Source organism: Sediminicola arcticus (assembly GCF_040566695.1).
GTDB lineage: Bacteria > Bacteroidota > Bacteroidia > Flavobacteriales > Flavobacteriaceae > Sediminicola > Sediminicola arcticus.
The window spans coordinates 360,852-382,092 of the sequence record NZ_JBEXAE010000002.1 but is presented as its reverse complement, the minus strand read 5'-3'; the positions used below and the strand labels follow the sequence as shown (position 1 = coordinate 382,092).

The 21,241-nt window shown below is 36.9% G+C and carries 17 protein-coding genes; 10 read left to right on the top strand and 7 right to left on the bottom strand.

The features are described from left to right. The first annotated feature begins 25 nt into the window (after positions 1–25). Together ABXZ36_RS05470 and ABXZ36_RS05465 are read left to right on the top strand one after the other, a co-directional pair. Positions 26–1,270: an ammonium transporter gene (locus ABXZ36_RS05470; RefSeq protein ID WP_354614480.1), complete on the top strand. Its 1,245-nt coding sequence runs from the start codon at positions 26–28 to the stop codon at positions 1,268–1,270. Positions 1,271–1,396: 126 nt separating this feature from the next. After that, positions 1,397–2,443 carry a porin gene (locus tag ABXZ36_RS05465; protein ID WP_354614479.1) on the top strand — a complete coding sequence of 349 codons (1,047 nt, stop codon included), beginning with the start codon at positions 1,397–1,399 and terminating at the stop codon, positions 2,441–2,443. A gap of 62 nt (positions 2,444–2,505) precedes the next feature. Here the strand turns inward: ABXZ36_RS05465 and ABXZ36_RS05460 are convergent, their stop codons facing one another. Continuing rightward, complete coding sequence (locus ABXZ36_RS05460; protein ID WP_354614478.1) at positions 2,506–3,153, bottom strand: DUF1684 domain-containing protein; 648 nt, start codon at positions 3,151–3,153, stop codon at positions 2,506–2,508. Positions 3,154–3,376: 223 nt separating this feature from the next. Between ABXZ36_RS05460 and ABXZ36_RS05455 the strand changes: the two genes are divergently transcribed. Further along, positions 3,377–4,588 (top strand): MDR family MFS transporter, encoded by a 1,212-nt coding sequence (locus ABXZ36_RS05455; protein WP_354614477.1) that lies wholly within the window; start codon positions 3,377–3,379, stop codon positions 4,586–4,588. Next, positions 4,581–5,321 (top strand): DJ-1/PfpI family protein, encoded by a 741-nt coding sequence (locus tag ABXZ36_RS05450; protein ID WP_354614476.1) that lies wholly within the window; start codon positions 4,581–4,583, stop codon positions 5,319–5,321. Before ABXZ36_RS05455 ends, ABXZ36_RS05450 begins: the two co-directional genes overlap by 8 nt. Here the strand turns inward: ABXZ36_RS05450 and ABXZ36_RS05445 are convergent. Further along, entirely contained in the window at positions 5,308–6,717 is a 1,410-nt protein-coding gene (locus ABXZ36_RS05445) for an alpha/beta hydrolase (protein WP_354614475.1), read from the bottom strand. The two genes, ABXZ36_RS05450 and ABXZ36_RS05445, sit on opposite strands and share 14 nt — an antisense overlap. A 141-nt stretch (positions 6,718–6,858) precedes the next feature. Further along, entirely contained in the window at positions 6,859–7,311 is a 453-nt protein-coding gene (locus ABXZ36_RS05440) for an Lrp/AsnC family transcriptional regulator (RefSeq protein ID WP_354614474.1), read from the bottom strand. Between the two features lie 120 nt (positions 7,312–7,431). Between ABXZ36_RS05440 and ABXZ36_RS05435 the strand changes: the two genes are divergently transcribed. Continuing rightward, on the top strand, positions 7,432–7,869 hold the full coding sequence (locus ABXZ36_RS05435) for a hypothetical protein (protein WP_354614473.1): 438 nt from the start codon (positions 7,432–7,434) through the stop codon (positions 7,867–7,869). 63 nt (positions 7,870–7,932) lie between these two features. Here ABXZ36_RS05435 and ABXZ36_RS05430 read toward each other — a convergent pair whose 3' ends face one another. Next, entirely contained in the window at positions 7,933–11,367 is a 3,435-nt protein-coding gene (locus ABXZ36_RS05430) for a methylmalonyl-CoA mutase family protein (protein WP_354614472.1), read from the bottom strand. A 143-nt stretch (positions 11,368–11,510) separates the two neighbouring features. On the opposite strand from ABXZ36_RS05430, the gene purU reads away from it, so the two are divergent. The 4 genes from purU (at position 11,511) to ABXZ36_RS05410 (ending at position 17,898) form a co-directional block, all read left to right on the top strand. Then, positions 11,511–12,362, top strand: a complete 852-nt coding sequence (purU, locus tag ABXZ36_RS05425) for a formyltetrahydrofolate deformylase (RefSeq protein ID WP_354614471.1) — start codon at positions 11,511–11,513, stop codon at positions 12,360–12,362. 83 nt (positions 12,363–12,445) lie between these two features. Then, complete coding sequence (locus tag ABXZ36_RS05420; protein ID WP_354614717.1) at positions 12,446–13,150, top strand: DUF4197 domain-containing protein; 705 nt, start codon at positions 12,446–12,448, stop codon at positions 13,148–13,150. Between the two features lie 343 nt (positions 13,151–13,493). Beyond that, positions 13,494–16,529: a SusC/RagA family TonB-linked outer membrane protein gene (locus ABXZ36_RS05415; protein WP_354614470.1), complete on the top strand. Its 3,036-nt coding sequence runs from the start codon at positions 13,494–13,496 to the stop codon at positions 16,527–16,529. A gap of 13 nt (positions 16,530–16,542) precedes the next feature. Continuing rightward, positions 16,543–17,898: a RagB/SusD family nutrient uptake outer membrane protein gene (locus ABXZ36_RS05410; RefSeq protein WP_354614469.1), complete on the top strand. Its 1,356-nt coding sequence runs from the start codon at positions 16,543–16,545 to the stop codon at positions 17,896–17,898. Between the two features lie 83 nt (positions 17,899–17,981). On the opposite strand, the gene ABXZ36_RS05405 is transcribed toward ABXZ36_RS05410, so the two are convergent. Then, on the bottom strand, positions 17,982–18,764 hold the full coding sequence (locus ABXZ36_RS05405; protein ID WP_354614468.1) for an alpha/beta fold hydrolase: 783 nt from the start codon (positions 18,762–18,764) through the stop codon (positions 17,982–17,984). Between the two features lie 228 nt (positions 18,765–18,992). On the opposite strand from ABXZ36_RS05405, the gene ABXZ36_RS05400 reads away from it, so the two are divergent. Continuing rightward, entirely contained in the window at positions 18,993–19,187 is a 195-nt protein-coding gene (locus ABXZ36_RS05400; RefSeq protein WP_354614467.1) for a hypothetical protein, read from the top strand. A 7-nt stretch (positions 19,188–19,194) separates the two neighbouring features. Here ABXZ36_RS05400 and pyrF read toward each other — a convergent pair whose 3' ends face one another. Together pyrF and prfA are read right to left on the bottom strand one after the other, a co-directional pair. Beyond that, positions 19,195–20,016, bottom strand: a complete 822-nt coding sequence (gene pyrF / locus ABXZ36_RS05395) for an orotidine-5'-phosphate decarboxylase (protein ID WP_354614466.1) — start codon at positions 20,014–20,016, stop codon at positions 19,195–19,197. 53 nt (positions 20,017–20,069) lie between these two features. After that, positions 20,070–21,146 (bottom strand): peptide chain release factor 1, encoded by a 1,077-nt coding sequence (prfA, locus tag ABXZ36_RS05390; protein WP_354614465.1) that lies wholly within the window; start codon positions 21,144–21,146, stop codon positions 20,070–20,072. Positions 21,147–21,241 lie beyond the last annotated feature (95 nt).

Sequence of the window (21,241 nt, the reverse complement as noted above, 5' to 3'; positions counted from 1 at the left end):
GTAAAATTTAATAAACATTACAAAAATGGAAGCAGGATTATTTACAGCTAATAATGTTTGGATGATGATTTGTACAGGACTTGTATTCTTCATGCACTTAGGATTCTCCCTCTTAGAGATAGGACTTACCAGACAAAAAAATACGATCAACATATTATTTAAAAATGTCTTTATTATATGCGCGGGACTACTATTATATTATATAGGCGGATTTAATTTAATGTACCCAGGTGATTTTAACGGGTATTTTGGATTTTCAGGATTCGGATTGGATCCGGGAGAAAATGGAATGACCGCTGAATATGCTAGTGGAGGGTATACCTATTGGACCGATTTTCTATTTCAAGCCATGTTCGCGGCTACAGCAGCGACCATCGTATCTGGAGCAGTGGCTGAACGCGTTAAAATTGGACCTTTCATGATCTTTACTATTATATATGTAGGCCTAATCTATCCAATTGTTGGATCATGGCAATGGGGTGGTGGTTTCTTATCAACCCTTGGTGGCGATGAGGCTGGATTCCATGATTTTGCAGGATCTACACTAGTACATTCCGTTGGCGGATGGGCCGCTCTCATTGCCGTATCCCTTTTGGGACCACGTATTGGAAAATTTAGTGAAGACGGAAAACCAAACGCTATCCCTGGACACAATATTCCTTTCGCAGCTGCTGGAGTTTTGATACTTTGGTTAGGATGGTTTGGATTTAATGGTGGATCTGTACTATCAGCCGATCCCGCTGGCACTTCATTGGTATTAGTTACCACAAGTCTTGCAGCGGCGGCAGGTGGAGTTGGAGCGTTTATTTTTTCTTCCATACTTTATAAAAATTATGACCTTACCATGTTCTTAAATGGTATCCTTGGTGGATTGGTTGGTATTACGGCAGGTGCAGACCTAATGTCTCCTTTTGAGTCTATCATGATTGGTGGACTTGCCGGTATAATCATTGTGCTAGGAGTTGCCCTTATCGATAAAATTAAATTGGATGATCCGGTAGGAGCTATCGCAGTGCATTTAATCTGTGGTATCTGGGGTACTTTAGCCGTAGGTATTTTTGGAGCAAAAGCAGGAGGTGATCAATTCCTTTATCAACTTGCGGGAGTAGGTGCAACAGCAATGTTTTGTTCGCTAAGCGCCTTCATCATCCTATACACACTTAAGAAAACTATAGGTATACGAGTTTCCAAGGAAGAAGAAATAGAAGGATTAGATCTTCATGAACATGGAATGGATGCCTATCCTGATTTTAGATTAAATCAACATTAATCACTATTCACAAAATAAAAACGGAGCGTTTTGCAGAACGCTCCGTTACATAACCATTTCATAATTAAACATCACGATCAATAATTCATCATTCCTTTTTGAAAGGGACCATAAAACCATTGAAATATGAAAACGATTATCTCTACAAATAACGTAAAAAAAATACTTTTTTTCGCTATAGCTTTGTTCACTACTGGTCTTTTTGCCCAGGATGAGGAAGCAAAAACAAAACCCAAATTGTCATTGAGCGGATCTATAGATGCTTATTACCGCGCTAATCTAAGTGCGCCAAATGATGAGAATGCTATAGCTCCGGGATCATCATTTGCAAATCTCCCAGGATTTGCATTGGGCATGGCAAATGTTATTGCTAGCTATGAAGGAGAAGATGTTGGCTTTGTGGCCGACCTTGTTTTTGGTCCTCGCGGTACCGATGCTATTTTTGCATCTCCTATGTATTCTGCCACAGGAAACATTGTTAACCAATTATATGTTTATTGGAATGTTAGTGATAAAGTAAAATTAACCTTTGGTAACTTCAATACCTTTTTAGGATATGAGGTTATTTCACCGGTAGCAAACTTTAACTATAGTACATCTTATCTATTTTCTTATGGCCCCTTTTCCCATACAGGCCTTAAAGCTGATTTTGATCTAGGAAACGAATGGTCTGCCATGGTTGCAGTAATGAACCCAACGGATCTAACTGAGTTTAACCCTACAGGAAATTACGCCTTCGGAGCACAATTGGGATATAGCGGTCAGTATTTAAACTTTATTACCGATGATGGTGCATACGAAATAGACTTTACTGGTGGTTTTGATGTTTCTGAGGAGTTTTTCTTGGGAATTAATGCGGCATACTTTGACAATGACGGAGTAGGCTTTGCAGGAGCAGCTCTTTACCCACAGTACGCTACATCTGACACTTTCACCATTGGTTTGAGAGGTGAATATTTCACCGAAACAGGAGACTTTGGAGCTATTGGAACAGGAATTGAAGATTCCAGCGTATTTGCAGTTACCTTAACTGGAAGTGCTACTATTGGCAATTTAATGATTAAACCAGAATTGCGATTAGATAGTGCTTCAGATGATGCTTTTATTAACAATGACCTTACTCCAACAAAGAGTCTTTCCTCTTTTGTTTTGGCGGCTGTTTATTCGTTCTAAATGAGAAAGCGTTTCGTTTATATATTCTAAAAAAAATCCTAGCAAATGCTGCTAGGATTTTTTTATTTATCCGTTGGCATAAATGCCTTTACCCCAGCCAAGACCCTTATAGGCAAGGCATTTATTGTTGGAACAATTGGGCAAGAATATTTTTTATTATAGGCGCAATAAGGGTTGTAGGCCCTATTAAAGTCTATGGTCAAGCTATCACCCTCAGGGATACGCAAATCTATGTAACGCCCACCAGCATACGTTTCTTCTCCATTGGTACCATCTAAAAAAGGCAAGAATAAATAGTCCTGATACCCTTTTTCTAATATCAGTTCTTGGTCCTGATAGACTTCCAATTCATATTGTTTTTCCTCTAATGAAAAATAAGCTACCCCATAGGTGACTTTTTTTGATTCCCTATCTGTGGTGGTTGGCATCATAAAGGGCAGTGCTTCGGGAGTTCTAACAAATTTAGCTATAACCCTATAGTTTGTATCTGGTTTAAAAAAAGCTAATCCTTCAAAATTTTTACGATATCTATCAGGCAGAGGAGAAGTCTCCGGGTCTTTGAATTCTTGATTCATTTTTTTCTGAAATTCCAGAATTTCAAAAAAAGCGGTATATCCATTCACAGGAATCTTAACCTTAATTTCCGAATGATATTTCTTTTCTTTACATCCTAGGATAAGTAGAAGCAGTACCACATAAAAACACCTCATATCTATTGTTTCTTATTGTTGAAAATACAAAAATACAACATACCATATTTTTATCTAGCTTTGTCCATTAATCGAATAAAATGATACCTAGATCGCTTGAAAATATGACACCAAAATTCACAGGCAGATCAGCAAATAACATGTCCCATTAGTGCAATTACAATTTTTTAGATTGATAGTCTGACTAAAAGTCGGGCTTTTTTTTTATGTCGGTCGTACATCAATGAAAAGAATATACCTGAGCTATATAGACTCCTTTAAAGGCCTATCAAAAGAAGTTTGGTGGTTGGCATTGATTACATTAATCAATAGGGCCGGCACCATGGTAATTCCATTTCTATCACTTTACCTTACTCAGAACTTAGGCTTTGCATTGGATAATGTAGGCACCATAATGACTTGTTTTGGACTCGGCTCATTAATAGGCGCCTGGCTTGGCGGTAAGCTCACAGATAAAATAGGATATTACAAGGTAATGTTGATTAGTCTCCTTTTATCGGGAAGTCTCTTTATCGGATTGCAATTTTTACAAAGTTTTCATGCTATTTGTTTAGGGATTTTTGTGCTAATGATCGTAGCTGACGCCTTTAGACCTGCCGCTTTTGTTGCCCTTATTGCCTATAGTAAACCTGAAAACAAAACTAGGACTGTAACCTTAATACGACTGGCTATAAACCTAGGGTTTTCAGCTGGTCCCGCTTTAGGAGGTATTATAATTACTTCTATAGGATATGCAGGACTATTTTGGGTAGATGGTCTTACGTGTATTTCCGCAGGCATATTATTACTTTATATTTTAAATCCTAAGAAGGCTAAGGTAATGGACAACCAAAAAAATCCCAATCCCACTTCTGCCTACAAAGACAAAACATATTGGATTTTTATTTTTGCCATGGTCATGTTCGGCTTTGCCTTTGTACAATATTTTTCGACAATTCCTATCTACTACAGCAAGAGCTATTCTTTAAGTGAACTGGAAATAGGACTAATCCTAGCGATGAACGGATTTTTAATATTTGTACTAGAAATGCCACTTATAAAGTATATGGAAGGCAAACCCTGGTCTAAAATTACCAATATGATGGTAGGTTTTATACTCGTAGGACTAAGTTTTTTGGTATTAAATCTCTTTTCATGGATAGGAATTCTTATTATTGGTATGTTGCTCATGACCTTAGGAGAAATGATCGCTTTCCCTTTTTCTAATGCATTCGCCATGGAGCGCTCTAAGAAAGGGAACCAAGGAGAATATATGGCACTGTACAGTATAGCTTTTTCTATATCACATGTTTTTGCCCATAATTATGGAATGAGATCCATTTCAAATTTTGGGTTTAATGTCACTTGGTATGCCATAGTTCTAATCTGCATGATCGGTATTTTATTACTTTTACTATTAAAAAAATATACTAAAACCCACCCTAGCAATGAGTAGCACTTTTAGAATTTACGCAGCCTTAATGGGCATTCTTATTTTAGGATGTGTACAAAAAGAAAAAACTAAGAGTATTTCGGAAATTAAAAAATATGAGCCCAACATTGTTGCTAATAGGTATAATGTGGCCTTTTTGATTATGAATGGAACTTACAATACGGAGTTTACGGCACCTTATGATATTTTTCAGCACACCCAATATAGGGGGCAGATTAAAGCAATGAACGTATTTACAGTTGCCAACACAGTACAACCTATAACCACATTTGAAGGCCTACGCATCTTACCTGATTATGATTATACCAAGGACGAGTTACCTCAAATAGATATATTGGTAGTTCCCAGCGCAGAACACCATCTAGACAGCGATCTAGAAGATACAACTATGATCAATTTTATTAAAATGATTGATAAAAAAGCATTATTCATAACCTCTCATTGCGATGGTGCTTTTGTTTTGGCTAAAGCAGGTATTTTAGATAATGTTAATTCCACCACATTTCCGAGTGACATAGAAACGTACAGAGCAAAATTTCCCAACCTAAAGGTAAAGGACAGCGTTCTTTTTGTTCATGACGGCAAATATATTACCTCAGCAGGAGGAGCCAAAAGTTTCGAAGCAGCTCTTTATTTATGTGAACTTTTATACGGTAAAGAGCTTGCAAAATCCATTGCCAAAGGATTAGTTATAGATTGGGACCTAAATAAGGTTCCTCATCTTATTGTTCCTTAATTTCATAACGAGCATCGTTAAGGTATTTGGTCACCAATTCGTTAAATTCGGGGGTTATTCTTAGAAGTGCTGTATCCTCTAAACTATATAGGGTTGCTTTATCGACAAATCCATTTTTAAGTAATTCCTCCGTATAAAATAGGGCCGTCCCATAATCTTCCATTTTAGAACTCATAGAAATAATTTGCAAATATGCTTCATACCCTTTAGGCTCTGTGATGGTCTTCAACATGAAGACAAAAAGCAAAGCTTCTTCTACGGTGGTTTCCCTTAACAACACATCTTTGTTATCGTCTACCAAGGCATTTACATAACCATAGAGTCTTTTTCCCATTTGGCGTTCGGCTTCATTCTGGCTCTTTTCGAACTTCTTAAGCTCCTCCATTTGATAATTCCACCATCCTAAATTATTAAAATTATAGGTGAGCACATCTTCTTCCAAATAATAGGCATAATCCTCCTTGATCAACGACTCTTTAAAAAACACATTGTTTTCGTTTCGTCTTTGGATTTTAAATTGTTTGTCCTTTTTAAGCGACTTTAATTTCTCCTTTAGATCATCTCCTTTTTTATGGACCCTATAAACGGACTGTGTTTCTTGTATCAGTTTTTCAGCTTCCAAAAGTTTTTTGGTGGCTATCAATTTTTCAATTTCGATCAGATTAACTTCGTAGCTTTGATCTATATACGTTTCATCCAAGGGAATATTTCCTTTGGCCATAGAGGATAACGTAAATATTTGCATGGCCTTTTGCAATTGATATAATTCTTGTAATATATCTCCATCATCCAATATAAGTAGTTGATTTTGAAATTTTAAATTATTAAGTATTGCCTCATCAGATAACATTACTGGATAGTTATAATCCTCCTTGCTTACTATTCCTATATAATGAAACATGTTCTTTGTACTTAAAACCTCCACATTCCCAAGAGCTCCGCCTAAAGAAACCACCCCCTCTATATTGGGCACAAATACAGGAATGACGCTGGCAAGTCTCCCGCCATTGGACCTACCCCCAGTATAAACCCTTTTAGGGTGTATTGAAAACAATTGAAATGTTTTATTGAGCATACGGTTCGATATAATTATATTCTGGGAAATTGGTAAAGAGTCATGAACATTGTTGGATGCGGCTAAAATATAACCCTCTTTCTCCGCGGCTTCCTGAAAAAACCTTAACAATTGCCTTCCCCTGCCCTTTTCATCAAATAGAAAGATCACCGGCCAGTTTTTTGATATTTCAAAATCCTTCGGCAGATATAGTGCAAAAGACTCTTGTATTGAATCATTGACAATTACCGAATCTGTAACTACCCCTTTTTTAAAGGTTAATTCTTGTGCACCTAAACCACAAATACTGCCGAAAATAAAAAGGAAAATAATTTTTTTCATAAAACAAAACTTATCAAAAATCTAGCCAAATTATTGGTTTCATAAAGTTAATCAATTTAGAGGCGCTTGTAGAATATAATCCGTTATTTTAACATCTGTCTGAAATAACTATAAGAACAAACAAATTGCCTCTAAATCTATTTAAATCCTTCTCTTTTTTATTGGCGCATCTGATACCACATCAGAAAGAATAATATGCGTTCTCGTCTCGCCATATTGGATCAATTTATCTATAAAATGTTCCAAATGAAATTGATCTTTTAATACTACCTCCATAATTATATTTTCATTTCCCGTAATCCTATAGCAGTTCAACACCTCCTCAAAGGTCCCTACGGTATCCAAAAATGGTTTTAACTTGCCCATAAAAGCACGGAGGGTAATAATGGCTCTTAGTTGATATCCCGTCTGCGTATGTGAGACTACAGCTTTATATCCTTCCAAAATACCCATGTCCTCCATTTTCTTGACACGCTCCGCCACTGCAGGAGGAGTTAGTCCTATTTTACGACCAATATTGGCAAAGGATTCCCTCGCATTATCTTGAAGACATTTTAGGATTCCCCAATTCAAATCATCAATCTTCACATTCAAATCTATTTGTTTTAAATAATTTATTTTCAATAGCTAAATTACAATATTGCTTTTAAATCCAAAGATAATATTACTGATTACTACGTAATTTTATAGTATAAATATTCATGAAACGAAGAAATGTCCTATAAAAATTTACGCACAGTGCCTATATATAGAAAGGCTTTGGAACTCTGCACCATGAGCAGGGAAATAGCTGCGTATGTTTCTTACAATAAAGATCTGCTATTATTATATCAATCGAATAGTTTACGTGATATTATTGCCGACTCTTTACTCACTGATTCCATTATTATTCCACAGAAAATTGCCCAAGCAGAATGTACTGAATCTTATGATGTCCGCTTAAAAAGCGTTGCCCTTATCAATATCATGATACGCAATATCCTATCCTACTGCAATGGCTTAGAAAAAGATGGCGTAAAGGAAAAAGAATATATCAACTTACTTCGAAGTGAAATAAAACTTTTCAGAAGGCTTTACAAAAAATGGAAGAGATCGCTTAAAGGAGATAATGGTGATGCCAATTGGGGTTTAAATGAATCCTTTGGATTTTAGATTACCAACTATAAAGGTCCCTCAAAAATAAAAGCCTCGATTTAAATCGAGGCTTTTTTACTACTACATATTCCTTCTATACTGCCCCCCAACTTCAAAAAGGGCATTGGTAATCTGTCCTAAAGAACAAACTTTAGTGACATCCATTAATTTTTCAAAAATATTTTCATTATTTACAGCCTTATCCTGTAACTCCGTTAACTCCTTTTCCACAATATCCGCATTACGCCTTTGAAGATTTTGAAGTGTTGTAATTTGTGCTTGTTTTTCTTCTTCAGTGGCCCTGATAACCTCTGCAGGTAAAATAGTAGGGGAGCCTTTAGAACTTAAAAAAGTATTTACTCCTATAATTGGAAATTCCCCAGTGTGCTTTAATGTCTCATAATAGAGACTTTCTTCCTGTATCTTGGAGCGCTGGTACATGGTTTCCATGGCTCCCAAAACTCCACCTCTTTCTGTAATCCTATCAAATTCTAACAATACGGCTTCCTCCACCAAATCTGTCAGTTCCTCAATGATAAATGAGCCCTGTAACGGATTTTCATTTTTGGCCAAGCCCAATTCCTTGTTGATGATCAGTTGTATGGCCATGGCCCTTCTTACAGATTCCTCTGTAGGCGTTGTAATGGCTTCATCATATGCATTGGTATGTAAGGAATTGCAATTATCATATATAGCGTACAGTGCCTGTAATGTAGTACGTATATCGTTAAAATCTATTTCTTGTGCATGCAAACTTCTACCAGATGTTTGGATATGGTACTTCAACATCTGGGCTCTAGGATCGGCACCATACTTATGCTTTAACGCCTTTGCCCATATTTTACGTGCGACTCTGCCGATTACTGCATATTCAGGATCTATTCCATTGGAAAAGAAAAATGACAAGTTGGGGCCAAACTTATCTATGTCCATGCCTCTACTTAGGTAGTACTCAACATAGGTAAACCCATTGGATAACGTAAATGCCAATTGTGTAATTGGGTTGGCACCAGCCTCAGCAATATGATATCCAGAAATGGATACAGAATAAAAATTACGGATCTCATTCTTTATAAAGTACTCTTGAACATCTCCCATGAGTCGAAGGGCAAACTCCGTTGAGAATATACAGGTATTCTGTGCTTGATCCTCCTTTAAAATATCGGCCTGAACTGTTCCTCTGACCTGATTCATCGTTGTCTTTTTTATAGATGCGTACACTTCCTTTGGTAAAACCTGATCTCCTGTTACTCCCAAGAGCATTAATCCCAAACCGTCATTTCCTTTAGGAAGTTCGCCTACATACTTTGGCCTTTCCAAGCCTTTATCTTTGTAGAGGGCATTGATTTTAATAGCTACTTCCTTCTCTAGACTGTTTTCCTTTATATATTTTTCACAATTCTGATCAATAGCGGCATTCATAAAAAAGCCTAATAACATTGGGGCAGGACCATTGATGGTCATACTTACCGATGTCATAACACCACTTAGATCAAAGCCTGAATACAATTTTTTTGCATCGTCTAAACAGCATATAGATACTCCTGCATTGCCTATTTTACCATAAATATCTGGTCTATGACCTGGATCATTCCCATAAAGAGTCACTGAATCAAATGCCGTTGACAACCTTTTTGCCGGTGTGCCATAACTCACATAATGAAAACGTCTATTGGTTCGTTCAGGACCTCCTTCACCAGCGAACATTCTTGTTGGGTCCTCCCCTGTCCTTTTAAATGGATAGAGTCCGGCCGTATACGGAAATTCTCCAGGAACATTTTCTTGCAAAGTCCATCGCAACAGATCTCCCCACGCTTGGTACTTTGGAAGTACTATTTTAGGTATGTCTACCTGTGACAAAGATTTGGTGTGGGTTTCAATTCTAATTTCCTTATCCCTTACTTTAAAACTATAAATCGGGTCCTTATAGGTTTGTACCTTAGATGCCCAATTAATAATACTATCCCAATGATAGGGATCCAAATCCATCTTAACCCTATCAAATTCCTTTAAGAGCAATTCTATTAGCTGCCCATTTTCCGGATCCTTGGTATCTAGCATTTCATCGTCTACACCAATTTTTGTAAGACCAATTGCTCCTTTAGAAAGACCTTCCAAAGTTTTATAAATCCCGTACAATTGTTGTGCTACTTTAGATTGGGCATTAACCATATCATCATACGCACGGTTATTCTCTGCAATTTCAGAAAGGTATCTGGTTCTTGAAGGGGGAATTACAAAGATCTTTTCAGTAATTTCATGGGTTGCTATAAAGGTGGAATTCAGGTCAGCGCCTACTTTTTCCACTAATTTAGCTGCAATGGCTCCGTAAATTCTATTCATGCCCGGATCATTAAACTGGGAGGCAATGGTTCCAAATACTGGCAAGTCATCTTGTGGGATATCCCAAAGATTATTATTGCGCATGTACTGTTTTTTAACATCCCTTAGGGCATCTAAAGAACCTCTTTTATCAAATTTATTGATGGCAACAAGATCTGCAAAATCGAGCATGTCGATTTTCTCCAACTGCGTAGCAGCCCCAAATTCTGGGGTCATTACATATAAAGACACATCACTGTGTTCAATTATTTCCGTATCGGACTGCCCTATCCCTGATGTTTCTAGTATAATAAGATCAAAGCTAGCTGATTTCAATACCTGTACAGCCTCTTCTACATATTTGGACAATGCCAAATTGGATTGTCTTGTTGCCAGTGAACGCATATATACACGATCATCATTTATGGCATTCATTCTTATACGATCCCCTAGTAAAGCTCCTCCTGTTTTTCTTTTAGAAGGATCTACAGAAATAATACCTATGGTCTTTTCTGGAAAATCAATTAAAAACCTACGCACCAATTCATCTACCAAGCTAGACTTTCCAGAACCTCCTGTACCCGTGATCCCCAAAACCGGGACTTGATTTTTTTTATGATCGACGGACGAAAAATGGGATTTAAACTCCTCATTCCTGTTTTCGGCCAAACTTATTAACCTCGCCAAAATATTTACATCTTTTTCCTCAAGCGATTCAACCAATGTTTTTCCTTTTGGAATAACCAAGGGTGGAACAGGAAAATCGCTTTGTTCTACCAAATCATTAATCATTCCCTGAAGGCCCATGGTCCTCCCATCATCTGGAGCATAGATTCTGGTAATCCCATAATCCATTAATTCTTTAATTTCTTCGGGAAGTATAACTCCGCCGCCGCCGCCGAATATTTTAATGTGCGATGCCCCACGTTCTTTTAGCAGGTCATACATATATTTAAAATACTCATTGTGACCTCCTTGGTAAGATGTCATGGCTATTGCGTTTACATCTTCTTGAATGGCACAATCTACCACTTCGGTAACACTTCGATCATGACCCAAATGGATCACCTCCACTCCTGTGGATTGGATTATTCTACGCATTATATTAATAGCAGCATCATGACCATCAAACAGGGAAGCAGCAGTAACTATTCTTACTTTATTTTTTGGAGTGTAGGGTGTAATTTGTTCCATATGTAATTTAGAGACATTTTTAGACCTGCAATTTACGAAAAGTGCAAAGTATATAAAGTATAAATTGGAATATTATAAAAATACCATTGGAATTTAGCCCTCTATTCTGAATGCCTTAATTTTACCCCTTAAAATCAGCCATTTTGAAAACCACTATCTTAATCAATTGTCCTGATCAGGCTGGAATTATAAGTTCGATTACTGGGTTTATTCATGCAAAAGGGGGTAATATTATTTATATTGACCAACACGTAGACAAGCAGTCTGATGTGTTTTTTATGCGGTTAGAAAGTGAATTTGATGAAAGCTCCATTTCCTTTGAACATTTCAAGGCTCTTTTTGAAAAGGACATTGCAACACCTTTGAATATGGAGTGTAAAATGCATGTCAGTGGCATTAAACCAAAAATGTCCCTTTTTATTTCTAAATATAATCATTGCCTATATGATCTTTTGAGCAGGTTTAATTCTGGGGAATTGGACGTGGAAATTCCTTTTATTTTGAGTAATCACAAAGACCTACAAAGTATATCAGAACAGTTCCAAATTCCCTTTTATCATATCCCTATAACAAAGGAAAATAAATTAGAAGCAGAAAGAAAGCAATTGGAACTTCTAAAGGAACATCAAATAGACTTTATAGTGCTAGCCAGATACATGCAGATTATTTCACCAAGAACCATTGGTGAATATCAAAACAAGATCATAAACATCCATCATTCTTTTCTTCCTGCCTTCGCTGGAGCGAAACCATACCACGCGGCTTTTGCTAGGGGCGTCAAGATCATTGGTGCTACCAGTCATTATGTGACCGAGGAGTTAGATGCCGGTCCAATCATTGAACAGGACGTTGTAACCGTTACACATGCGCATACCATAAAAGATTTTATTGCCAAAGGTCAAGACTTGGAGAAGATAGTGTTATCACGAGCGGTTAAATTGCACATCCAAAGAAAAACCATGGTATACAATAACAAGACAGTTATTTTTTCTTAAATAAACCTACCTGAAGTATAACAATAACGGATTTAAAATTAGAAGTATCCTATATTTACAGATAATTCCAAAATATTGATATGATGAAGAAACTAGTAGTATTTGTTTGTGTCCTCCAACTTGTATCCTGTGCAGAACTCCAACAAGTGGTAGATCAATTACCTCAAGGCTCCTATGGATTGGGAAATGAAGAAATTGCAAATGGTCTAAGGGAAGCCTTGGATAATGGTATTGAAAAACAAGTAAGCAAACTTACCAAAGAAGATGGTTTTTACAAAAATGAATTGGTTAAAATACTGCTACCGGAAGAATTACAAAAAGTAGATAAGACCTTAAGGGATGTTGGACTTGGTAATCTTGCCGATGAGGGTTTAAAAGTATTGAACAGAGCTGCGGAAGATGCGGTAAGAGAAGCCACGCCTATTTTCATTACTGCTGTAAAGGAAATTACTTTTGCAGATGCAAAAAACATTCTTTTAGGAAATGATGAAGCTGCTACCCAATATTTAAAAAACACTACACAAACAGAACTTTACAATAAATTTAATCCTGTTATAAAAAGCTCATTTCAACGGGTAGGAGCTGACCAAATTTGGAGTAATTTAATTACACGCTATAACAACTTACCCCTAACCAATAAGGTTAACCCAGACTTGACAGATTACGTAACCCAAGAAGCATTATCGGGAGTCTACTCTATGATTGCTTTGGAAGAAAAAGAAATACGCACCAAGGTAATTGCTAGGACAACGCCAATACTAAGAAAAGTTTTTGCCTTACAGGACTGATAATGAGGTAATTTAATTCAAAATATACAATAATTTAAAAAATATTTCGTTACTTTAAAGTATAGTTTACATAACGTAATAATAATACTCATCTGAGCTATTATATCAAGTTAAATGTAATCTTTGCATTGAATTATTTGAATTAGTAATTTTTGAGTTAGTTAGTCTAAAACCGGTGGGAGCACCGGTTTTTTTTTGTTTAATATTATCAAAATATCATTAAACACGCCATTTTTTAAATATACTTACAAAAATGAGATTATCAGTCTCCATTTCTAAGTTATTTTTCTTAATTATTAAAAAATATATGAGATCTTTAACGGACTAACTCAAAAACTTTAAAATGAAAGCAAAATTAAAAGGAATTTTAACCCTGTTGTTGGTTTTAATTGCACAATTAGCAACTGCGCAAGAAAAGTCAATTTCAGGAAAAGTCACCGATCAGAGCGGCATACCATTGCCCGGAGTAAACGTTGTAATAAAAGGTACGTCCAATGGAACCCAAACTGACTTTGATGGTAATTATACCATTAATACTAATATGGGTGGTGTTCTTGTTTTTTCTTATCTAGGACAGAAAACAACAGAAAAGACCGTTGGAACATCTAACACTATAAACGTACAAATGGAAGAAGATGCTTCACAATTGGAAGAAGTAATTGTTGTAGGATATGGTACACAAAGTAAACGAACCTTAACAGACAACATCTCTAAACTAACTTCTGACGATATATCTGAGGTTCCCAATCCAAACTTTCAAAATGCGCTGGTAGCGAAAGCTGCGGGAGTTCAGGTAACTCAAACCAATGGAAAAGTTGAGGGTGGTATAAACATAAGGGTACGTGGTGCAGCGAGTGTAAGCGGGGGAACCCAACCATTGTATGTTTTAGATGGTATCCCATTAATAGATCCTACTGGTGGTCGTGGTGAAATTGGTACTGGTGCTCCTACTAACCCTCTATTAACCTTAAGCGCTAACGAGATTGAGTCCATAGATATATTAAAGGATGCATCTTCAGCGGCTATCTATGGTGCGCGTGGAGCAAACGGTGTTGTTCTTATAACCACTAAAAGAGGAAAGCAAGGAAAGGCAAAGTTTAGTCTCAATCTATCTCAAGGATTTAGTGAACCAACAAATAAAAGGGAATGGCTCAATGCAGCAGAATACGTTGAACTATTTACAGAAGCAGGGAGAAACTCACCCTTCTTTACGCCAGATGAAGGTCAGGAATATGTAGAAGGTGAATTCGACTTTTTTGCTGGGAATACCGATTGGAGAACTGGAGAAGTTGATACTAATTGGTCGGATGTTGCATTTCAAAATGGCTATCAAACAGATGCTGATTTCTCCATGTCTGGAGCTGATGCAAAAACATCTTATTTCTTCTCAGGGGCATATAATAATACCACTGGAATTATAAAAGACAATGCATTGGAAAGAGTAAATGCAAGATTGAATGTAAGTCATCAATTAACTGAAAAGTTTAAAGCCGGAATGAACATGAGCTTTTCTAGAACAGAAATAGATCGTATTGCGAATGACAACGCATTCGCTACTCCGCTTCAAGCAATTGCACAATCTCCGCTTTCACCTGCCAGATTAGATGATGGATCAGCAAACCCAAGCACGCTATATGGAAACTTTTTATTAGATGCTGATAATGCCTTTTTTAAAACCATTATACGCAGAACCATTGGAAAAGTTTATGGAGAGTACAAATTCCTTCCATCCCTATCTTTTAATTCAGACTTTTCTTATGATTTGTTTTCACAAACTGAAGATAATTTTAGAGGCCAGAATGCCTTATTCCAATCTACTAATGGACAAGCTTTTGCATCAGACTTGGGATCTGAAAGTTATACATTTAGTAATTATGCAACGTTTGACAAACTTTTCGCAGAAAGACATAATATTAATGTAGTAGCTGGTACGGAATTTATTAAATATAACCGAAGAATTACTAGTGTCACCAGCCAACAATTTCCATCAGACGATTTGTCTACCGTAAGTGGAGGTGCTGAAGTTACTGCAGGAACTGGAGTAGATTTGCAAAGTTCATTCGTATCTTATTTTGCAAGAGCTACCTATGATCTTGATGGCAAATATCTACTTAAAGCTAGTATAAGACGCGATGGTTCCTCTCGATTTGGTAGTAATGTGCGTTTTGGTACATTCCCAGCCGTTTCTGCGGGATGGATTCTATCCGAAGAAAATTTCTTTAAAAATTCTGAAACACTATCCTTTTTAAAGCTAAGAGGAAGTTGGGGTAAATTAGGGAATGCCGATATAGGTGGTGATTATCCGTCCCTATTTTTATTCTCTGGTGTCTCTTACAACCAACGCCCTGGTTTAGCGCCAGCCCAACCCGGAAATTCATTTTTAACCTGGGAGCAGTCTGCACAAACCGATATTGGTGTGGAATTTGGCTTTTTTAATGGTCGTATTTCCGGAGAATTGGATTACTATAAGAAAGATACCGAAGACCTATTGTTTAGTGTGCCTTTAGTTCCAAGCAGTGGTGCAGCTAGTATTAATTCAAATATTGGCACATTGCAAGGACAAGGAGTAGAATTTGTATTGAACACTAGAAATATTGAAACCGAAGATTTTACTTGGACCTCTAACTTTAATATAAGTAACAACACTAATGAACTAAAATCTTTACCAAATGATAACGCCGACATTGTTACGGGACGTAATATCAACCGGGTAGGAGAAAGTGTAGCCTCATTTTATTTAAGGGAGTATGCAGGTGTGGACCCAGCGAATGGAGATGCCCTATACTATTTAAATACTGAAAATCCTGATGGTAGCCTGAATAGAAATACGACAACCGATTCTGATGAGGCTCAACGTATTGTAGCTGGAAATCCTTTTCCTGAATTAATTGCTGGATTTACAAACACTTTATTATTCAATAATTTTGATTTTACATTTACCTTTCAAGGCGAATGGGGAGCTAGCATTTACAATGGAGGTGGTATTTATCAATCTGTAAATGCAGATTATTTTGACAACCAAAGTGTTGATCAGTTAAATAGATGGCAACAGCCAGGCGATATTACCAATATACCACAAGCCAGATTATTTGCAGGGAACGGATCAGCCCATTCTACCCGCTTTTTAGCAGATGCAGATTTTATTAGATTACGAAACATATCTTTAGGCTATACACTTCCAAATGCAGCAATAGAAAAGATGGGATTAAGTAAGCTTCGAGTATATGTTACCGCGATCAACTTATTAACCATTACCAATTATCCTTTTGAAGATCCAGAAGCAAGAAGTGACGTAAATGGACAAAATACACCAGGTGAAACATTTTATTCCTCACCACCGGCAAAAACCATTACACTAGGGGTAAATATTAATTTTTAATTATTAGATAATCATGAAAATATATAAAATAACATACGTATTTTCCATTTTGCTACTATTGATAGGATGTGAAAATGAATTGGAAATAAACCCAACAAACAATCTTCCCGGGGAATTAGCTTTTTCTTCTGAAGCGAATATCGCGGCTATATTGGTCGGAACCTATGACGAAGCAGGACAAGCTGCTACTTATGGTGGAGATTTACAAATATTTACTGATTTACTTGGTACTTCAGATCAAACTTTTTGGTCAGGAACATTTCAGGCATTCCGGCAAGCATTTCAAAAAAATGTTTTTGTAGACAATGGATTTGTTGATGACATCTGGAGCAACGCTTACGAAACAATCAATCAGGCAAATTTGGTTCTTGACAATTTAGAAACCGTAACCAGTAGTCCGGAAGAAAAAGATCGTATAGAAGGAGAAGCCAAATTTTTAAGAGCTCTTAACTATTTAGACCTAGTTCGTAATTTTGCTACTCCCTATGTAGCAGGACAAGTAAATGCGCAGCCAGGAGTGCCATTGCGATTAGTGGGAATTGTAGATTATGCACAAACGCAAGAAATTGCCAGAAGTTCTGTAGATGAAATTTATAATCAAGTAATTATAGACGCAACAGATGCCTACAATTTACTACCGTCTGCTAATGGATTTTATGCTGACAAATATGCTGCACAAGCATTGTTAGCAAGAACCTTTTTTCAGCAAGGGGATTATGCAGCTGCGCGTGATGCTGCAAGTGATGTACTTTTAAACAGTGGTCATAGTTTAACATCAGGTTTTGCTGGTGCCTTTAATAACGACGTAGATAGCAGTGAGGATATATTCGCTTTTCAAGTGACTAGTCAAACTGGAAGTCACGATTTAACAAATCACTATGCTTCTGAAGGCGATGGTGGTAGAGGCGGAGATATTGTAATTGAAGATGCATATCTTACCTTGTTTGATGATCCCAATGATGAAAGAGGAAATTTTACGTATATAAATCCTGATAATGATCGCAGACTGACCTTGAAGTATACCAATCAGTTTGCCAATATTAGTATTTTTCGTGTAGCCGAGATGCACCTGATTCGATTAGAAAGTAATTTTAGACTGAGCTCTAGCTTAGGCTTAGCGCCGTTAACTGAAATTAACGCCTTAAGAGCAAGATCTAGTGCTGCTCCTCTTATAGGACCTTTGACGTTGGATCTAATTTTTAACGAAAGACAATTAGAATTGGCCTTTGAGGGCTTTATTCTAAATGATTCAAAAAGAACACAACGCTCCGTAGGAAGCATAGCTTGGGATGATACTTCTCTAGTTTTGCCTATTCCTCAATCGGAAATGGATACCAACCCATTAATGGTTCAAAATCAAGGATATTAAAACAAATTATTCGTCATAAAAAAAGGTCGACCAAATGGTCGACCTTTTTCGTTTATATAGTTCCAGACTAGTTTATATATAGTCTATTTTTTACTTGATAAATAGCCTATAACAGTATCGTTAAAAAATTTAGGTTGCTCTATATTTACTACATGTCCACAGTTCTGAACTACAATAAGTTCAGAAGTTTTATGGCTATCCACTATTTTACGTATAGTAGGCAAAAAGAGATAGTCTTCTGCCCCCATAACATACAATGTTGGAATACCAATTTCCATTGTTCTAAAAAAACGTAACAACGGATTAATTTCAGCAGTTAGTTTAAACCAGCGGATAAACTCCTTTTGATAAAGTTTTTTTGCCTCCCTTACAAATAGTGATCTAGACTCCTTATGATTCTTATTGGGCATGATTACAAAGGCAAAGAACTTATACAACCAAATATAGGGCACTACAGATTTTAAAACCACTCCTGTGCGCATCAATACCTGGGATCTAAAATTTAATTTCATAATGGCACCTCCCATAATCATACTCTCTACCCTTTCAGGATATTTTTCAGCGAGATTTCTTATTAAAATAGTACCTAACGAAATACCTACGAAATGAGAGGTTTTTATTTTTTCATATTCAATAACCTCTACAATATCTTTTGTAATGGAATCAAAAGTATATTTATCATTAAACGCGTCTTTCAAGTGGGGCTTGGAAGCTCCATGACCTCTTAAATCTAACAGAAGCACATTGAAATGTTCCTTGAACTCACGTACCTGTTTGTACCAAATAGAAGAACTACCCCCTGCACCATGCACAAAAGTGACCCATTTATCTGAGGTGGTATGTAGGTAAGTTGTATAGTTTAGCAAACGATTTTTTTTTATAAAAGTAATTTAAAATCCTTTATCTATTGCTACTTGCCTCATATTAGGGACATAATCTATAAAATCCAGGTTTTTACCGAAAGCACGTATTAAGAATATAAAAGATAAACAAAAAATAAAATTTTAGACAAAATACCTGATTTTTAGATATATAACGATTTATTAATCGAGTAATTTCTCCATTAGCACGTATCTTTGAAAGAAAATATCACGATGGAAAATCAATATTGTAGAGTAGGTTCCACCACTCCAATCACGCAGAGCAGCGATGCTATTAGTTTTCTGGAATACCAATATGCCGTATTCATGGAAAAGGCTTTACAAATTAAAAATTCGGATGCCAAACTAGGTGAATTTTTTGAGGGTAAGGCATCGAAAATAAAAAAGATGCTAGAAGGATTATTATAGACTTCTATTAGATTAATTTTTTCAACTCAATTGCCATTTGCACCTGTAACTCTTCGGCTTTGACTCTCGCTACCTCAGCAAAATCGATACCTTTTGAAGCGTATATGATGCCCCTTGAAGAATTTATCAGAAGGCCCACATCTTTAGTCATTCCATATTTACATACCTCGCTTAAACTTCCCCCTTGGGCACCAACCCCCGGTACCAACAAAAAGCTATCTGGAATTATCTTTCTTATGTCCTTTAAAAAGGTTGCTTTGGTTGCACCAATAACATACATAAGGTTCTCTGCATTTTTATAGGTTTTGGAAGTGACAAGCACTTTCTTATACAATTCGATTCCATCCACCATTTGGGTCTGAAAGTCATAGGCCCCTTCATTAGAGGTCAATGCCAATAATATGGTGTGTTTGTCCTCAACCTCCAAAAATGGCTCTACCGAATCTTTTCCCATGTATGGTGAAATCGTGACCGAATCAAACCCTAAATCTTCAAAAAAAGCCTTGGCATACATAGAAGAGGTGTTCCCAATATCACCTCTTTTAGCATCGGCAATAGTAAACTGTTCGGGATAATGCGTATTAAGGTACTGTATCGTCTTCTCCAAAGATTTCCATCCCTTTAAACCGTGTGCCTCATAAAAAGCAATATTAGGCTTGTAAGCCACGCATAAATGGTTGGTGGCATCAATAATGGCCTTGTTAAAGGCAAATAAAGGATCCTCCTCCAATAATAAATGTTTTGGGATCTTATTGATATCAACATCCAGTCCTATACAAAGGAAGGATTGTTTTATGCGTATTTGGTCTACTAGTTGCTTATTGGTCATAATAATGATCGAGGAAATAAAAAAGCCAACTGTTTCCAGTTGGCTTTTATGCTTTAAAATATTTCAGAAGCTTCTTTAAGTTTCTCTGTGTTCTCCACCAATCTCAATTCATCAATGAAACGCTGGATATCACCGTTAACAATATTAGACAAATCATAAAGGGTAAAGCCAATTCTATGATCGGTTACCCTTCCTTGCGAATAATTATAGGTCCTAATTTTTGCGGATCGGTCACCGCTGCTCACCTGAGAGTTTCTTTTAGCGGCATCTGCTTCCTGTTTCTTGGCCAATTCCATATCATAGAGACGGGAACGCAATACTCTAAAGGCTTTATCCTTGTTCTTATGCTGCGATTTTTGATCTTGGCATTGTGCCACCAAACCTGTGGGAAGGTGAGTTAAACGCACCGCAGAATAGGTAGTGTTCACCGACTGACCTCCCGGTCCCGAAGAACAGAAAAAATCGATTCGAACCTCTTTGGGGTCAATCTGTACGTCAAACTCCTCTGCCTCAGGCAAAACCATTACCGTTGCGGCACTAGTATGCACTCTTCCTTGAGTTTCTGTTTGTGGCACCCTTTGCACACGGTGCACTCCAGCTTCGAATTTTAGGGTGCCATATACATCTTCCCCGTTCACTTCGAACTGAATTTCCTTATAACCTCCACTAGTACCTTCACTTAAATCTATCACATTGGTACTCCATCCCCTAGATTCGCAATATTTGGTATACATCCTAAAAAGATCTCCCGCAAAAATACTAGCCTCATCCCCTCCTGTTCCGGCTCGGATTTCCATAACCACATTTTTGCCATCTTCTGGATCCTTCGGAATCAAAAGAATTTTTATATCCTCCTCTAATTTTGGCAAACCACTTTTAGCCTCCTCATATTGCATTTTAGCCATGTCTACCATCTCAGGATCACTCCCATCCGACAGTATTTCTTCGGCCTCTTTCATGTTATTCGTTAAGGTAATATATTCTTCCCTTTTGTCCATTAATGCCTTAAGGTCCTTATACTCCTTATTCAATTGTACATAACGCTTCTGGTCCGTTATAATATCTGGCTGGATGATAAGATCGGAAACCTCATCAAAGCGCTGCTTGACATAATTTAATTTATCTAACATATTCAATCTTCACTTGGACTGCGAATTTACAATTTTTTTGGAGGTAAAACCATTCAATTCAGTTTGACATAAAAATATGTTTCAAGGAATAAAGA

Excerpts from the sequence above, each read along its gene's own strand:
- ABXZ36_RS05470 (WP_354614480.1), top strand. The coding sequence starts at position 26 with ATGGAAGCAGGATTATTTACAGCTAATAATGTTTGGATGATGATTTGT.
- ABXZ36_RS05465 (WP_354614479.1), top strand. The coding sequence starts at position 1,397 with ATGAAAACGATTATCTCTACAAATAACGTAAAAAAAATACTTTTTTTC.
- ABXZ36_RS05460 (WP_354614478.1), bottom strand. The coding sequence starts at position 3,153 with ATGAGGTGTTTTTATGTGGTACTGCTTCTACTTATCCTAGGATGTAAA.
- ABXZ36_RS05455 (WP_354614477.1), top strand. The coding sequence starts at position 3,377 with ATGAAAAGAATATACCTGAGCTATATAGACTCCTTTAAAGGCCTATCA.
- ABXZ36_RS05450 (WP_354614476.1), top strand. The coding sequence starts at position 4,581 with ATGAGTAGCACTTTTAGAATTTACGCAGCCTTAATGGGCATTCTTATT.
- ABXZ36_RS05445 (WP_354614475.1), bottom strand. The coding sequence starts at position 6,717 with ATGAAAAAAATTATTTTCCTTTTTATTTTCGGCAGTATTTGTGGTTTA.
- ABXZ36_RS05435 (WP_354614473.1), top strand. The coding sequence starts at position 7,432 with ATGTCCTATAAAAATTTACGCACAGTGCCTATATATAGAAAGGCTTTG.
- ABXZ36_RS05430 (WP_354614472.1), bottom strand. The coding sequence starts at position 11,367 with ATGGAACAAATTACACCCTACACTCCAAAAAATAAAGTAAGAATAGTT.
- ABXZ36_RS05420 (WP_354614717.1), top strand. The coding sequence starts at position 12,446 with ATGAAGAAACTAGTAGTATTTGTTTGTGTCCTCCAACTTGTATCCTGT.
- ABXZ36_RS05415 (WP_354614470.1), top strand. The coding sequence starts at position 13,494 with ATGAAAGCAAAATTAAAAGGAATTTTAACCCTGTTGTTGGTTTTAATT.
- ABXZ36_RS05410 (WP_354614469.1), top strand. The coding sequence starts at position 16,543 with ATGAAAATATATAAAATAACATACGTATTTTCCATTTTGCTACTATTG.
- ABXZ36_RS05400 (WP_354614467.1), top strand. The coding sequence starts at position 18,993 with ATGGAAAATCAATATTGTAGAGTAGGTTCCACCACTCCAATCACGCAG.
- pyrF (WP_354614466.1), bottom strand. The coding sequence starts at position 20,016 with ATGACCAATAAGCAACTAGTAGACCAAATACGCATAAAACAATCCTTC.
- prfA (WP_354614465.1), bottom strand. The coding sequence starts at position 21,146 with ATGTTAGATAAATTAAATTATGTCAAGCAGCGCTTTGATGAGGTTTCC.